This window comes from Comamonas sp. DB36 (assembly GCF_057914905.1).
Genome location: NZ_CP196631.1, coordinates 787,317 through 801,367 on the forward strand (window position 1 = coordinate 787,317; position 14,051 = coordinate 801,367).

Genomic DNA, 14,051 nt, shown 5'->3' on the forward strand with positions numbered 1-14,051 from the left:
GGAAGCCGCGAAGCGGCTCAGGGGGTGCGTTTCCCAGTTTCTGCATTGAACCAATGCAGTCGGCGCTCCTCGCGCGGCTGGATGCGGATGGTGTCGCCGGCCTTGGGGAAGCTATGGGCTTCCTCGATGCGCACGGTGACCATCTCGCCGCCCACGGTGCCGTAGACCAGGCGCTCGGCACCCAGCAGTTCGACGGTGATGACTTCCATGGCCCAGCCACCCGAGGCAACGATGTCGATATGCTCGGGACGGATGCCCAGGATCTGGCCGGGCTTGCCGCCGGGCGCGTTCTTCAGCAGGTTCATTGGCGGCGAGCCGATGAAGCTGGCGACGAAGGTCGTGGCCGGGGTGTTGTAGACCTCTTCGGGCGTGCCGAACTGGTCCATCACGCCGCCGTTCATGACGATCATGCGCTGCGCCAGGGTCATGGCTTCGACCTGGTCATGGGTCACGAACAGGCTGGTGATGCCCAGTTCGTGGTGCAGCTTCTGGATCTCGATGCGGGTCTGGGCGCGCAGCTTGGCGTCGAGGTTGGACAGCGGCTCGTCAAACAGGAAGACCTTGGGCTGGCGCACGATGGCGCGGCCCATGGCCACGCGCTGGCGCTGACCGCCCGAAAGCTGGCGCGGCTTGCGGTCCAGCAGGTGGCCCAGCTCGAGGATCTTGGCGGCCTTGTCGACGCGCTGCTTGATCTCGTCTACGGGCACCTTGGCGATCTTCAGGCCGTAGGCCATGTTTTCGAAGTTCGTCATGTGCGGGTACAGCGCGTAGTTCTGGAACACCATCGCGATGTCGCGCTGGGCCGGCTCCAGGTTGTTGACCACGCGGTCGCCGATGGAGATGTCGCCGCCGGAAATTTCTTCCAGGCCGGCAATCATGCGCAGCAGCGTCGACTTGCCGCAGCCCGAGGGGCCGACGATGACGATGAATTCGCCGTCCTTGATTTCAGCGTTGACGCCGTGGATCACGGGAACTGCGGTCTTGCCGCTGCCGTAGCGCTTGACGACGTTCTTGAGGGTAATGGATGCCATGAGAGTATTCGTTCAGATCGTTCAGAGGTTCAAAAGGAGCGGTGCTGGGCTTATTTCTCGGTGTCCACCAAGCCCTTTACGAACCACTTTTGCATCAACATCACCACCGCTGCGGGAGGCAGCATGGCGACAATGGCGGTGGCCATCACGATGTTCCAATCCACGGCGGCTTCACCGCCGGCGAGCATGCGCTTGATACCGATGACCACCGGGTACATGTCTTCGCTGGTCGTCATCAGCAGCGGCCACAGGTACTGGTTCCAGCCATAGATGAACTGGATCACGAACAGTGCGGCGACCGACGTCTTGGACAGCGGCACCAGCACATCCTTGAAGAAGCGCATGGGGCCGGCGCCGTCGATGCGCGCGGCTTCGACCAGCTCGTCCGGCACCGTCAGGAAGAACTGGCGGAACAGGAAGGTGGCCGTGGCCGAGGCGATCAGCGGCAGCGTCAGGCCCGCGTAGCTGTTGAGCATGCCCAGTTCAGCCACGACCTTGTAGGTCGGCAGGATACGCACTTCGACCGGCAGCATCAGCGTCAGGAAGATGGCCCAGAAGCACAGCATCTTGAAGGGGAAGCGGAAGTAGACGATGGCAAACGCCGACAGCAGCGAGATCGCGATCTTGCCGACGGTGATGATCATCGCGGTCATGAAGCTGACCCACATCATGTGCATGACGTTGGTGTTCGAGCCCAGCTTGCCCGAGCCGAACAGCGCGGCCTTGTAGTTCTCCCACATGTGCGCGCCGGGCAGCAGCGGCATCGGGGACTGGACGATCGCATCCGCGGTGTGCGTGGAGGCGACAAAGGCCAGGTACAGAGGGAAGGCCACGATCAGCACGCCCACGATCAATACGAGGTGGGACAGGACGGTGATCCAGGGACGGCGGTCAACCATGGGAGGACTCCAGATTCAAAACAGGTGCGGTAGAGAGGGCGGACATCAGTACTGCACCTTCTTTTCGACGTAGCGGAACTGCACCACCGTCAGGGCCACCACGATGATCATCAGGATCACCGACTGGGCGGCGGAACTGCCCAGATCCAGCGACTTGAAGCCGTCCTGATAGACCTTGTAGACCAGGATAGAGGTCGATTGGCCGGGGCCGCCGGCCGTCGCCGCGTCAATGATGCCGAAGGTATCGAAGAACGCGTAGACGATGTTGATCACCAGCAGGAAGAAGGTGGTCGGCGACAGCAGCGGCAGCTGGATGTTCCAGAAGCGGCGCCATGGGCCCGCACCGTCGATGGACGCGGCTTCGATCAGCGATTTCGGAATCGACTGCAGGCCGGCCAGGAAAAACAGGAAGTTGTACGAGATCTGCTTCCACACCGAAGCCAGAACCACCAGCGCCATGGCCTGGTTCTCGTTCATGATGTGGTTCCAGTTGTAGCCCAGTTCGCCCAGATAGTGGGCGACCACGCCCAGCGAGGGCGAGAACATGAACATCCACAGCACGCCGGCAATCACGGGAGCGACGGCGTAGGGGACTATGAGCAGCGTCTTGTAGAGCATGGCCGCGCGCACGATGCGGTCGGCAAAGATCGCCAGGATCAGCGAGATCGCGATACCCAGGCCCGCCACCAGCACCGAGAACAGCGCGGTGCGCATGAAGGAGTTGAGGTAGGTCGGATCGTCAAGCAGGTTGGCGAAATTCTCCAGACCCACCCATTCCGTGCTCATGCCGAAGGCATCTTCGATCTGGAACGACTGAAGCACGGCCTGGGCCGCAGGCCAGAAGAAGAACACACCAATGATCAGCAACTGGGGCAGCAACAGCACCCAGGGCAACCATGTCGAGCGGAAAAGTACGCGTTTTTCCATGGGATTCACAAACAAAAAAAACCGCCGAACCCCTTGTCTTGGGATTCGGAGGATTGGAAGGCGCCGGCCACCTTGGGTGTGAAAAGCGAATCTAAACGAACCGAGTCGAAGCGCTTAATCCAGCGAATATGCGCGTATTGTGCCTAGCTGGCAGCCGCTGTGCCAGCGTAAAACCCGCTATATCGTCAAATATAGGGGTTTAGCCTTGTATAAATTGCTTACTTCTTGTTGGCGCGTTCGAAACGCACCAGCAGTTCGTCGCCACGCTTGACGATCGAGTCCAGGGCTTCCTTGCCGGACTTCTTGCCGCTCCACACCTGTTCGAGTTCTTCGTCCTCGATCGTACGGATCTGCACGTAGTTGCCCAGGCGGATGCCGCGCGAGTTGTCGGTGACCTTGCGGATCATCTGTTGCACGGCCACATCGGTGCCGGGGTTCTTTTGGTAGAAGCCCGACTTTTCGGTCAGGTCGTAGGCGGCCATGGTCACAGGCAGGTAGCCGGTGCGCTGGTGGCTCGCGGCCTGGACTTTGCTCTGCGACAGGAAGTCGAAGAACTTGGCCACGCCCTTGTACTCTTCGGCCTTCTTGCCGGCCATGACCCACAGCGAAGCGCCGCCGATGACGGTGTTCTGCGGTGCGCCCTTGACGTCAGGGTAGTAAGGCAGGGGAGCCAGGGCGTAGGCGAACTTGGCGTTCTTGGCCACGTCGCCGTAGAAGCCCGACGACGTCTGGATCATCGCGCATTCACCGGAAGTGAACGAAGCCTGTGCGGAGGACGCACGGCCCTTGTAGACGAACTCGCCCGCAGCGGCGGCCTTGCCCAGGTTGTCGATGTGCTTGACGTGCAGCGGCGAGTTGGTCTTCATGCGCGCGTCCATGCCGCCCATGCCGTTGGCCTTGGTCGCGAATTCGACGTTGTGCCAGGTCGAGAAGCTCTCGAGCTGGGTCCAGCCCTGCCAGGCCAGCGTCATGGGGCAGCTGTGGCCGCTGGCCTTGAGCTTCTTGGCGGCTTCGAACACTTCGGGCCAGGTCTTGGGCGCGACGTCGGGGTTCAGGCCGGCCTTCTTGAAGGCGTCCTTGTTGTAATAGAAGATCGTGGTCGAGCTGTTGAACGGGAAGCTCAGCATCTGGCCGTTGGGCGCGGTGTAGTAACCGGCGACGGCGGGGATGTAGGCCTTGGGGTCGAAGCTCAGGCCGGCGTCGGTCATGACCTTGCCCACGGGCACGGTCGCACCCTTGGAAGCCATCATCGTGGCCGTGCCCACTTCGAACACCTGCAGGATGTGGGGAGCGTTGCCCGAACGGAAGGCGGCGATCGCGGCCGTCATGCTTTCATCGTAGACACCCTTGAAGGTGGGGACGATCTTGTATTCCTTCTGGCTTTCGTTGAACTGCTTGGCCAGGTCGTTGACCCACTCGTTGTTCACCGCGGTCATCGAATGCCACCACTGGATCTCGGTTTGGGCTTGGGCGGAGACGCAGGTGGCAGCGATGGCTGCAGCAATGGCCAATGGTTTGAAATTCATGAAAACTCCTCGAATCGAGACGAAAGAACAATCCGCCCATGCTAGGCACAGGGCGTGACAGATTTGTGTCATGGATTGTGCGCATATGCCGGGTGTCACATCAACGCGTAAACCCGCAGCCTCCCGTGGGCGGATGGGAATTCGTGGCAAAAATGTGAAAGAAGCGTAACGCGGGCGAAATCGCATTCTAGGCCACGGCCCCGGCCTCAACCGCGCGCAAACATCGGGAAAACACCGATTGCGAATGCATCGGTTCGTTTCCTTTTGGCTCGTTTTTGTTTGCTGCAAACGCCAGCAGCGCCGGGGGCCATCATCAGCGCGGATGCATCAAGTAACACTGCGCGGCTTAAAATCTAGACCCCCATGGCAAAGGGCGTGCAAGAAACGCCCAACACGGTCCACCCCATGAACTTTCCGATTGCGCAGGCCGCCTTGATGGCCAAGGCTGCCGAACCTGCCCGTCTCCGAGAAATCCCATACAACTACACCTCGTTCTCCGACAGGGAGATCGTGATCCGGTTGCTGGGCACGTCCATGTGGGACGTATTGAACCAGCTGCGCGAAGAGCGCCGCACGGGCCGCTCCGCACGCATGCTCTATGAAGTGCTCGGTGACATCTGGGTGGTGCAGCGCAACCCCTATCTGCAGGACGACCTGCTCGACAACCCCGAGCGTCGCAAGTCGCTGGTCGATGCGCTGCAGCACCGCCTGGCCGAAGTCGACAAGCGCCGTGAGCCCGGCACCGACCCCGAACGTGATGTGCTCGTGGGCCAGCTGGTCGAAGCCGCACGCGGCGCGATCGCCGAATTCAACACCACCTTCGAGGCCGCGGCCGAGCTGCGCCGCCGCGTGCAGCGCACGCTGCGCCGCCTCACGGCCAAGGACAACATCAAGTTCGACGGCCTGTCGCGCGTGAGCCATGTCACCGACGCCACCGACTGGCGCGTCGAGTATCCGTTTGTCGTGCTGACGCCCGATACCGAGGCCGAGATGGCCGGCCTGGTCAAGGGCTGTATCGACCTGGGGCTGACCATCATTCCGCGCGGAGGCGGCACGGGCTACACCGGCGGCGCGATTCCGCTGACCTGGCGCAGCGTGGTGATCAACACCGAGAAGCTCGAGGCCATGACCGAAGTCGAGATGCTGCGCATTCCGGGCCAGGCCCAGGAAGTGGGCACGATCTGGACCGAAGCCGGCGTGGTGACGCAGCGCGTGGCCGATGCGGCCGAGCGCGGCGGCTTCGTGTTCGCGGTCGATCCGACTTCCGCCGAAGCCTCGTGCATAGGCGGCAATGTCGCGATGAACGCCGGCGGCAAGAAGGCCGTGCTGTGGGGCACGGCACTCGACAACCTGGTCAGCTGGCGCATGGTCACGCCCGATGCGCAGTGGCTCGAAGTCACGCGCACCGACCACAACATGGGCAAGATCCACGACGCCGAAGTGGCGACGTTCGAGCTGCGCTATTTCGAGGCCGACGGCAAGACGCCGGTGCGCAGCGAGACGCTGGCGATTCCCGGCAAGAGCTTCCGCAAGGAAGGCCTGGGCAAGGACGTGACCGACAAGTTCCTGTCGGGCCTGCCGGGCATACAGAAAGAGGGCTGCGACGGCCTGATCACCAGCGCGCGCTGGGTCGTGCACCGCATGCCCCAGCACACGCGCACCGTGTGCATGGAGTTCTTCGGCAACGCCAAGGACGCCGTGCCCAGCATCGTCGAGATCAAGGACTTCATGTTTGCCGAGCAGAAGCGCTCGGGCGTGCTGCTGGCCGGTCTCGAGCATCTCGACGACCGCTACCTCAAGGCCGTGGGTTACGCGACCAAGAGCAAGAAGGGCAACGGCCACCTGCCCAAGATGGTGCTGCTGGGCGACATTGCCGGCGACAATGCCGACGACGTGGCGCGCGTCTCCGCGGAAGTCGTGCGCATTGCCAACTCGCGCAACGGCGAAGGCTTCACGGCCGTGAGCGCCGAGGCGCGCAAGAAGTTCTGGCTGGACCGCAAGCGCACCGCCGCGATCTCGCGCCACACCAACGCCTTCAAGATCAATGAAGACGTGGTGATTCCGCTGCCGCGCATGGCCGAGTACACCGACGGCATCGAGCGCATCAACATCGAGCTGAGCCTGCGCAACAAGCTCGCGCTGTGCGACGCGCTGCACGAGTTCTTCGCCCACGGCAGCCTGCCGCTGGGCAAGCAGGACGACGCCGGTGAGATTCCATCGGCCGAACTGCTGGAAGACCGGGTCCAGCAGGCGCTGGAGCTGATTGACGGCGTGCGCGCCCAGTGGGCCGGCTGGCTCGCCGATGTCGAGACGCTGTTCCCCGAGCTGCAGGACCACAGCCTGCGCGCGAGCTGGAAGACCCAGATCCGCGCGCCGCTGGCGCAGATCTTCGCGGGCGGGGCGTTCAAGCCCATCCTCGACGAAGCCCAGGCCATCCACCAGAAGGTGCTCAAGGGCCGCGTGTGGGTGGCGCTGCACATGCACGCCGGCGACGGCAACGTGCACACCAACATTCCGGTCAACAGCGACAACTATGAGATGCTGCAGACCGCGCACGAGGCCGTGGCGCGCATCATGGTGCTGGCACGGCGCCTGGATGGCGTGATCTCGGGCGAGCATGGCATTGGCATCACCAAGCTCGAGTTCCTGACCGACGCGGAACTCGCGCCGTTTGCCGCCTACAAGCAGCGCGTCGACCCCGAAGGCCGCTTCAACAAGGGCAAGCTGATCCGCAACGCGCATCTGACGGCCGGCGAACTGCGGCACGACGGCCATGCGGCGCGCGAATCGCTGATGTATTCGGACCTGACCAACGCCTATACGCCGAGCTTCGGCCTGATGGGCCATGAGTCGCTGATCATGCAGCAGTCGGACATCGGCGCGATCGCCGACTCCGTCAAGGACTGCCTGCGCTGCGGCAAGTGCAAGCCGGTCTGCGCCACGCATGTGCCGCGCGCCAGCCTGCTCTACAGCCCGCGCAACAAGATTCTCGCGACCTCGCTGCTGGTCGAGGCCTTCCTCTACGAGGAACAGACGCGGCGCGGCGTGTCGATCAAGCACTGGCAGGAGTTCGAGGACGTGGCCGACCACTGCACGGTCTGCCACAAGTGCGCCAATCCCTGCCCGGTCAAGATCGACTTCGGCGACGTGACCATGAACATGCGCAACCTGCTGCGCAAGATGGGCAAGAAGAGCTTCAATCCGGGCAACAAGCTCACGATGACCTTCTTGAATGCGACCAACCCGGACACCATCAAGGTGATGCGCAAGGCCATGGTCGGCGTGGGCTTCAAGGCCCAGCGCATGGCTGTCGACCTGTTCAAGTCCGTGAGCCGCCGGCAGACCGCGCGCCCGACCTCGACCGTGGGCAAGGCGCCGATCAAGGAGCAGGTGATCCACTTCATCAACAAGAAGCTGCCCGGCAACCTGCCCAAGAAGACTGCGCGCGCGCTGCTGGACATAGAGAACAAGGACTACGTTCCCATCATCCGCAACCCGCAGTCGACCAACGCCGACACCGAGGCGGTGTTCTACTTCCCCGGCTGCGGCTCGGAGCGCCTGTTCAGCCAGGTGGGCCTGGCGACCCAGGCCATGCTGTGGCATGCGGGCGTGCAGACCGTGCTGCCGCCGGGCTATCTGTGCTGCGGCTATCCGCAGCGCGGCAGCGGCCAGTTCGATGTCGCCGACAAGATGATCACCGACAACCGCGTGCTGTTCCACCGCGTGGCCAACACGCTCAACTACCTCGACATCAAGACCGTGGTGGTGAGCTGCGGCACCTGCTACGACCAGCTCCAGGGCTATGAGTTCGACAAGATCTTCCCCGGCAGCCGCATCATCGACATCCACGAGTTCCTGCTCGAAAAAGGCATCACGCTGGGCCAGGCCGGTGGTTATCTGTACCACGACCCCTGCCATACGCCAATGAAGCTGCAGGACCCGATGAAGACCGTCAAGGGCCTGATGGGCGACCAGGTGCTCAAGAGCGAGCGCTGCTGCGGCGAGTCCGGCACGCTGGGCGTGAGCCGTCCCGACATCTCGACGCAGATCCGCTTCCGCAAGGAAGAAGAACTGCTCAAGGGCCAGGCGCAGCTCAAGGCCGCGGGCGCGCTCGATGCCCAGGACAACGTCAAGATCCTGACCAGCTGCCCGAGCTGCCTGCAGGGCCTGAGCCGCTATGGCGACGACCTGAAGAACGGCCTGCTCGAAGCCGACTACATCGTGGTCGAGATGGCCAACAAGATCCTCGGCGAGAACTGGATGCCCGAATACGTGGAGCGTGCCAACGCCGGCGGCATCGAGCGGGTGCTGGTGTGAACGCGCAGGCTTGCCACGATCCGGCCTGCGTGCTGTGCACCGGCGCGGGCGGCACGCTGGTCTGGCAGGGCGCGCGGCTGCGCGTGATCCGTGCCGACGAGCCGGGTTTTCCGGCGTTCTACCGCGTGGTCTGGACGGACCATGTGGCTGAGTTCTCCGACCTCTCGCAGCAAGAGCGGGGTCTGTGCATGGACGTGGTGGCCGCGGTCGAGCGCGTGCTGCGCGCGCAGCTGCAGCCGACCAAGATCAATCTCGCGGCACTGGGCAACATGGTCGCGCATCTGCACTGGCATGTGATTGCGCGCTTCGACTGGGACAGCCACTTTCCGGCTGCCATCTGGGCGCCGGCGCAGCGCGAACGCCGGCCCGAGCGCGAAGCCGCGCTGGCTGCGCAGCTGCCGCAGCTCGATGCCCGCCTGGTTGCAGCTTTGCAGCCCTGGTCCTGAATTTTGAAGAATAGGTGACGTCATGGCAGGCTTGAAGCCCGGAATCCCCACCCCCGAATCCCTCACGGTGCATGGCGCTTCGCGCGTGCTTGAAGTGGGTTACTCCGACGGCGCGCAGTTCCGCCTGCCTTTCGAGCTGCTGCGCGTGTATTCGCCTTCGGCCGAAGTCCAGGGCCATGGCCCGGGCCAGGAAGTGCTGCAGTACGGTAAGCGCAATGTCGAGATCGTCGCCGTCGAGCCCGTGGGCAACTACGCGATCAAGCCGATCTTCAGCGACGGCCATGAAAGCGGACTGTTCACCTGGGTCTATCTGTACGAGCTGGGCAGCCAGCAGGAACAGCTGTGGGCGCAATACCTGCAGCGGCTGGAAGCGGCGGGCGTGGACCGCGACACGCCTATGCCGGGCAAGTCGTCGGGCCACGGCTGCGGCAGCCACTGAGCAAAGCCGGCTTCTGGCCAAAGCTTGTTCACCGCTTCGACGCGGCTGCCCAGGCAGGCTCGGGGCGAACGGGGACAAACCGTTCTGGTGAGCCCGTCGAACCATGAACGTCCTTTCCTCATGACTTGTGCGCAGTCAGTCATCCTTTGACGCGGCCGCCCCGGCGGGAAGCGCGGACGGCGGGAGGGACGCAGCGCGAGGCTACGGACAATCCCTGCCTTGGCGCACCGAGGATGCTATATTAATAGTAGCTTCGGCCGCAGATTCGGCCTGCGCTGTAGACGTTTTTTCTTTTTGCTGCAGGCCTGGCAAGCCCTGCGACGCCACGGGGTTGTCGCTGTACGCCAGGCGCATGCTTGCTTAGCATTGATTGCATATGAGCACCACACATTTCGGTTTCGAGTCGGTCGATGAACAGGACAAGGCACGCCATGTGCGCGGCGTCTTCGATTCGGTCGCGTCCAAGTACGACGTCATGAACGACCTGATGTCGGGCGGTCTGCACCGCGCCTGGAAGGCCTATACCGTGATGGTGGCCAACCTGCGCGAAGGCAGCAAGGTGCTCGACATCGCGGGTGGCACGGGCGATCTGTCGCTGGCTTTCTCGAAGAAGGTCGGCGCGAGCGGCGAAGTCGTGCACACCGACATCAACGAAGCCATGCTGCGCGTGGGCCGCAGCCGGCTGATCGACAAGGGCGTGCTGCTGCCCACCCTGGTCTGCGATGCCGAGCAGCTGCCGTTTCCCGATGCGCATTTCGATGTCGTGAGCGTGGCCTTCGGCCTGCGCAACATGACGCACAAGGACGCAGCGCTGCGCGAGATGTGCCGCGTGCTCAAGCCCGGCGGCCGGCTGCTGGTGCTCGAGTTCTCGCGCGTCGCCAAGCCGCTGACCAAGGCCTATGACTGGTATTCGTTCAAGGTGCTGCCCACGCTGGGCAAGCTGGTTGCCGGCGATGACGCCAGCTACCGCTATCTCGCCGAATCGATACGCATGCATCCGAGCCAGGACGAGCTGAAGACGCTGATGAAGCAGTGCGGCTTCGGCCATGTCGACTACCACAACATGACAGGCGGCATCGTGGCGCTTCATGTGGGTATCAAGTGCTAAGTAGGATAGAGAAAAACGCAAACAACACGACAAGGCAACGCAACGACGCAGCAAGGGTTGTGTGGGCCAATTTAAAACGAACAACGGAAGGAAGATGACATGATGAAGCTCTGGTCGGTAGTACTGGTGGCAATGCTGTCGGTGGTCCACCTGGATGCCGATGCCAAGCGCATGGGCGGCGGCAAGTCCATGGGACAGCAATCGAGCAACGTGACGCAACGCAATTCCGCAGCGCCCGGCGCGCCCGGCGCGCCCGGCGCTCCCGCGCAGAACGCCAGCAACGCGGCCCCGGCCAAGCCCGGCGCAGCACCTGCAGCCGCGGCTCCGAAGAAGCCCTGGGGCGCAATGCTCGGCGGCCTGGCCGCGGGCCTGGGCCTTGCATGGCTGGCGCATTCGCTGGGCCTGGGTGAAGCTTTCGCCAACATGCTGATGTTCGGCCTGCTGGCGATGGCCATCATGGTCGTCGTGGGCATGGTGCTGCGCGCGCGCAAGGCCAAGGCCGACAACGCCGCCGCAGCCCGCAGCCCGTTTGCCTTCCAGGGCGCGGGTGCCGGTGGTACAGGCGATGTGCCGATGGCGCGCCAGTACAGCCCCGACAAGGTCGGCAACGACGCGTCCGCGCGTCCCTGGGAAAGCCAGTCCACGGCCTTCGAGACGGCCGCGCCCGCGGCTGCTCCTGTGGTCGGTTCGGCCACGGGCTCGCTGATCGGTTCTGCCCTGCCTTCGACCTGGAGCGTGCCGCAAGGCTTTGACGCCGAAGGTTTCCTCACTGCCGCGAAGCGCAACTTCGTGACGCTGCAACAGGCCTGGGATCGCTCCGACATCAACAGCCTGCGCGCGATGATGACCGACGGCATGCTGTCGGAAATCCGCACGCAGCTCGCCGAGCGCGAAGCCGAGCATCCCGGCGCCGTGAACCAGACCGACGTGCTGATGATCGAAGCCCAGCTGCTGGGCATCGAAGACCTGGGCGACGGCTACATGGCCAGCGTCGAGTTCTCGGGCATGATCCGCGAAGAGGCTTCGGCCAGCCCCAGCCCCTTCCGCGAAGTGTGGAACATGACCAAGCCCAAGAGCGGCAACAGCGGCTGGCTCGTCGCCGGAGTGCAGGCTTTGCAGTAATTTCCACGCGGGCGCTCGGCAGAACCCAACGCAACGTCGGTTCAAGGGTTTTGCCGGGCGCAGTAACTAGGGAATAATCGGGGACTATGGCAACACAGTCCCCTTTTTCTTTCCTGAACGGCCTCCTGGAACGCGTTGTGTCAGGCCCGCAACTTCCGTCCTGGCTGGTGCACGAAGTGCAGCAGCGCACGGTGCTGTTCCTCAATCATGTGCTGATGCAGGAGAAGGCGGCGATGGAGCGTCTGGTGCGGCAAAAAGGCCGCGTCGCGCGCGTCCAGTGGCGCTCGTTTGCGATGGCGCTGGTCATCACGCCCGCGGGCCTGCTTGATCTTGCCGAAGCCGATGCCGTGCCCGATCTGCAGCTCGAAGTCACCGACACCTCGCCGCTGGCACTGGCCCAGGCCGCGCTGCGCGGCGACAAGCCCGCGATCCGCATCGAAGGCGATGTGCAGCTGGCCGCCGACATCAACTGGCTGGTCGACAACGTGCAGTGGGACATCGAGGAAGACCTGGCGCGCGTGATCGGCGATGCGCCCGCGCACACCGTGTCGCAGGTGGCGCGCAAGGCCGCACAGACATTGCGCCAGTTCGTCGGCGCGCGCACCCGCGGCGCGGCGGCGCAGACAGGCGAGACACTTCCAGGCGAATTCGGCGGCCGGAATCAGCCATGAGCCGCTTGCTGCGTGGGGTGACCATCCTCTGGGTGGTGTTCCGGTACGGACTCGATGAACTGGTGCTGTCCGGCTTCAAACATCCGTCGCTGCGCCTGCTGAGCCGGGTGCTGACATTCGGCCGGCGCTTCCACACGCCGCGCGGCGTGCGCCTGCGCCAGGCGCTGGAGCAGCTCGGGCCCATTTTCGTCAAGTTCGGCCAGGTGCTGTCGACGCGCAGCGACCTGCTGCCGCCCGACGTGGCGCTGGAGCTCGCCAAGCTGCAGGACCGCGTGCCGCCGTTCCCGGCAGAGATTGCCGTCGCCACCATCGAACGCTCGTTCCAGCGGCCGCTGGCCGACATCTTTGTGAGCTTCGAGCAGCAGCCCGTGGCCAGCGCGTCGATTGCCCAGGTGCATTTCGCCGTGCTGCGCGACCGCAACGGCGTGGAGCACGAAGTTGCCGTCAAGGTGCTGCGCCCCGGCATGCTGGCCGTGATCGACAAGGATCTGCAGCTGATGCACATGATGGCGCGCTGGGTCGAACGCCTGTCGGCCGACGCCAAGCGCCTCAAGCCGCGGCAGGTGATCGCCGAATTCGACAACTACCTGCACGACGAACTCGACCTGATACGCGAAGCCGCCAATGCCGCGCAATTGCGCCGCAACATGGAAGGCCTGGACCTGGTGCTGATTCCCGAGATCCACTGGGACTTCTGCCATCCGCAGGTCATGGTCATGGAGCGCATGAAGGGCGTGCCCATCAGCCAGGTCGAGCGCCTGCGCGAAGCCGGCGTCGACATTCCGCAGCTCGCGCGCGACGGCGTGACGCTGTTCTTCACCCAGGTGTTCCGCGACGGCTTCTTCCACGGCGACATGCACCCGGGCAATATCCAGGTCAGCCTCGATCCCCAGACCTTCGGGCGCTACATCTCGATCGACTTCGGCATCGTCGGCACGCTCACCGAGTTCGACAAGGAATACCTCGCGCAAAACTTCACGGCGTTCTTCCGCCGCGACTACAAGCGCGTGGCGCAGCTGCACATAGAAAGCGGCTGGGTGCCGGCGACGACGCGCGTCGAGGAGCTGGAGTCGGCGATACGCTCGGTCTGCGAGCCGTATTTCGACCGTCCGCTCAAGGAAATCTCGCTGGGCATGGTGCTGATGCGGCTGTTCCAGACCTCGCGCCGCTTCCAGGTCGAGATCCAGCCGCAGCTGGTGCTGCTGCAGAAGACGCTGCTCAACATCGAAGGCCTGGGCCGCCAGCTCGATCCCAACCTCGATCTGTGGAGCACGGCCAAGCCTTTCCTCGAGAAGTGGATGCTCGAGCAGATGGGGCCGCAGCGCCTGTGGCGTGAACTGCGCAACGAGGCGCCGACCTATGCCAAGCTGCTGCCCGAGCTGCCGCGCCTGCTGTACCGCGCGCTGCAGAACAACAACGACGACCAGAGCAAGGCGCTGCAGGAACTGGTCAAGGCCCAGCACCGCACCAACAGCCTGCTGCAGGCGCTGGTCTATGGCGGCGTGGGCTTTCTGCTGGGGCTGCTGGTGATGCAGGTGCTGGCGCGCGTGCGATTCTACTGATCG

Annotated in this window: 11 protein-coding genes; 7 read left to right on the plus strand and 4 right to left on the minus strand. The window is 63.8% G+C overall.

Annotated elements, in window-relative coordinates; genetic code table 11:
- Nucleotides 1-17: 17 nt before the first annotated feature.
- The 4 genes from ugpC to ugpB all read right to left on the minus strand — a co-directional run bounded on the left by ugpC (nucleotide 18) and on the right by ugpB (nucleotide 4,383).
- Nucleotides 18-1,031 (minus strand): sn-glycerol-3-phosphate ABC transporter ATP-binding protein UgpC, encoded by a 1,014-nt coding sequence (gene ugpC, locus ACSVDO_RS03775; RefSeq protein WP_489594961.1) that lies wholly within the window; start codon nucleotides 1,029-1,031, stop codon nucleotides 18-20.
- A gap of 50 nt (nucleotides 1,032-1,081) precedes the next feature.
- Nucleotides 1,082-1,930, minus strand: a complete 849-nt coding sequence (ugpE, locus tag ACSVDO_RS03780; RefSeq protein ID WP_332683739.1) for a sn-glycerol-3-phosphate ABC transporter permease UgpE — start codon at nucleotides 1,928-1,930, stop codon at nucleotides 1,082-1,084.
- A 45-nt stretch (nucleotides 1,931-1,975) separates the two neighbouring features.
- The gene (gene ugpA, locus ACSVDO_RS03785; protein ID WP_332535242.1) at nucleotides 1,976-2,857 is read right to left on the minus strand and encodes a sn-glycerol-3-phosphate ABC transporter permease UgpA; all 882 of its coding nucleotides are present in this window, start codon (nucleotides 2,855-2,857) and stop codon (nucleotides 1,976-1,978) included.
- 218 nt (nucleotides 2,858-3,075) lie between these two features.
- Entirely contained in the window at nucleotides 3,076-4,383 is a 1,308-nt protein-coding gene (ugpB, locus tag ACSVDO_RS03790; RefSeq protein WP_332548133.1) for a sn-glycerol-3-phosphate ABC transporter substrate-binding protein UgpB, read from the minus strand.
- A 405-nt stretch (nucleotides 4,384-4,788) separates the two neighbouring features.
- Here ugpB and ACSVDO_RS03795 point away from each other — a divergent pair, with 405 nt between their 5' ends.
- The 7 genes from ACSVDO_RS03795 to ubiB all read left to right on the plus strand — a co-directional run bounded on the left by ACSVDO_RS03795 (nucleotide 4,789) and on the right by ubiB (nucleotide 14,048).
- On the plus strand, nucleotides 4,789-8,700 hold the full coding sequence (locus ACSVDO_RS03795) for an FAD/FMN-binding oxidoreductase (RefSeq protein WP_332535238.1): 3,912 nt from the start codon (nucleotides 4,789-4,791) through the stop codon (nucleotides 8,698-8,700).
- The gene (locus ACSVDO_RS03800) at nucleotides 8,697-9,146 is read left to right on the plus strand and encodes an HIT family protein (protein ID WP_489594964.1); all 450 of its coding nucleotides are present in this window, start codon (nucleotides 8,697-8,699) and stop codon (nucleotides 9,144-9,146) included. The genes ACSVDO_RS03795 and ACSVDO_RS03800 overlap by 4 nt, the downstream gene beginning before the upstream one ends.
- Nucleotides 9,147-9,168: 22 nt before the next feature.
- Nucleotides 9,169-9,585 (plus strand): gamma-butyrobetaine hydroxylase family protein, encoded by a 417-nt coding sequence (locus tag ACSVDO_RS03805; RefSeq protein ID WP_489594966.1) that lies wholly within the window; start codon nucleotides 9,169-9,171, stop codon nucleotides 9,583-9,585.
- 376 nt (nucleotides 9,586-9,961) lie between these two features.
- Nucleotides 9,962-10,693, plus strand: coding sequence for a bifunctional demethylmenaquinone methyltransferase/2-methoxy-6-polyprenyl-1,4-benzoquinol methylase UbiE (gene ubiE, locus ACSVDO_RS03810; protein ID WP_332535235.1), 732 nt, complete (start codon nucleotides 9,962-9,964; stop codon nucleotides 10,691-10,693).
- 99 nt (nucleotides 10,694-10,792) lie between these two features.
- A complete protein-coding gene (locus ACSVDO_RS03815) occupies nucleotides 10,793-11,815 on the plus strand; it encodes a Tim44 domain-containing protein (protein ID WP_489594968.1) in 1,023 nt (340 codons plus the stop codon).
- Nucleotides 11,816-11,901: 86 nt separating this feature from the next.
- On the plus strand, nucleotides 11,902-12,486 hold the full coding sequence (locus tag ACSVDO_RS03820; protein ID WP_332535231.1) for a ubiquinone biosynthesis accessory factor UbiJ: 585 nt from the start codon (nucleotides 11,902-11,904) through the stop codon (nucleotides 12,484-12,486).
- Nucleotides 12,483-14,048: a ubiquinone biosynthesis regulatory protein kinase UbiB gene (gene ubiB / locus ACSVDO_RS03825; protein WP_332535229.1), complete on the plus strand. Its 1,566-nt coding sequence runs from the start codon at nucleotides 12,483-12,485 to the stop codon at nucleotides 14,046-14,048. Before ACSVDO_RS03820 ends, ubiB begins: the two co-directional genes overlap by 4 nt.
- Nucleotides 14,049-14,051: the final 3 nt, after the last annotated feature.

Excerpts from the sequence above, each read along its gene's own strand:
- ugpE (WP_332683739.1), bottom strand. The coding sequence starts at position 1,930 with ATGGTTGACCGCCGTCCCTGGATCACCGTCCTGTCCCACCTCGTATTG.
- ubiE (WP_332535235.1), top strand. The coding sequence starts at position 9,962 with ATGAGCACCACACATTTCGGTTTCGAGTCGGTCGATGAACAGGACAAG.
- ACSVDO_RS03795 (WP_332535238.1), top strand. The coding sequence starts at position 4,789 with ATGAACTTTCCGATTGCGCAGGCCGCCTTGATGGCCAAGGCTGCCGAA.
- ACSVDO_RS03815 (WP_489594968.1), top strand. The coding sequence starts at position 10,793 with ATGATGAAGCTCTGGTCGGTAGTACTGGTGGCAATGCTGTCGGTGGTC.
- ugpA (WP_332535242.1), bottom strand. The coding sequence starts at position 2,857 with ATGGAAAAACGCGTACTTTTCCGCTCGACATGGTTGCCCTGGGTGCTG.
- ugpC (WP_489594961.1), bottom strand. The coding sequence starts at position 1,031 with ATGGCATCCATTACCCTCAAGAACGTCGTCAAGCGCTACGGCAGCGGC.
- ACSVDO_RS03805 (WP_489594966.1), top strand. The coding sequence starts at position 9,169 with ATGGCAGGCTTGAAGCCCGGAATCCCCACCCCCGAATCCCTCACGGTG.
- ugpB (WP_332548133.1), bottom strand. The coding sequence starts at position 4,383 with ATGAATTTCAAACCATTGGCCATTGCTGCAGCCATCGCTGCCACCTGC.
- ACSVDO_RS03820 (WP_332535231.1), top strand. The coding sequence starts at position 11,902 with ATGGCAACACAGTCCCCTTTTTCTTTCCTGAACGGCCTCCTGGAACGC.
- ubiB (WP_332535229.1), top strand. The coding sequence starts at position 12,483 with ATGAGCCGCTTGCTGCGTGGGGTGACCATCCTCTGGGTGGTGTTCCGG.